The 299-nt window shown below is 62.9% G+C and carries 1 protein-coding gene; it reads right to left on the reverse strand.

All coding sequences use genetic code 11. From position 1 onward, the window contains the following. On the reverse strand, positions 1-180 hold a 180-nt coding region (locus tag EN824_RS34495), incomplete at its 3' end, for an ACT domain-containing protein (protein ID WP_245521092.1). Positions 181-299 lie beyond the last annotated feature (119 nt).

Here is a 299-nt window from a genome sequence, read left to right on the forward strand (position 1 = left end):
GTCGAAATGCACGAGCAGGAAGAAGCGGCCGCTTTCCTCGTCGCCGAACTGCTGGGCGTCGAGGATGTTGCAGCCGTGGTCGAACAGCAGGCCGGACACGCGATAGACGAGGCCGGTACGGTCGGGGCAGGACAGGGTGAGGATGGAATCGGGGCGCATCGGCACAGTGTAGGGCAGCATCCTGCCCAGCGGCGGGATGATCGCCGATGCAGCCGAACCGATGGGTTCAGTCCCAAGCGATACTTGGCCTCCATCGTGGCAAGCTGGTTGGTCATGAACCTGTTGCAACTGATCCGCAG

This window comes from Mesorhizobium sp. M8A.F.Ca.ET.181.01.1.1 (assembly GCF_004792025.1).
Classification (GTDB): Bacteria; Pseudomonadota; Alphaproteobacteria; order Rhizobiales; family Rhizobiaceae; genus Mesorhizobium.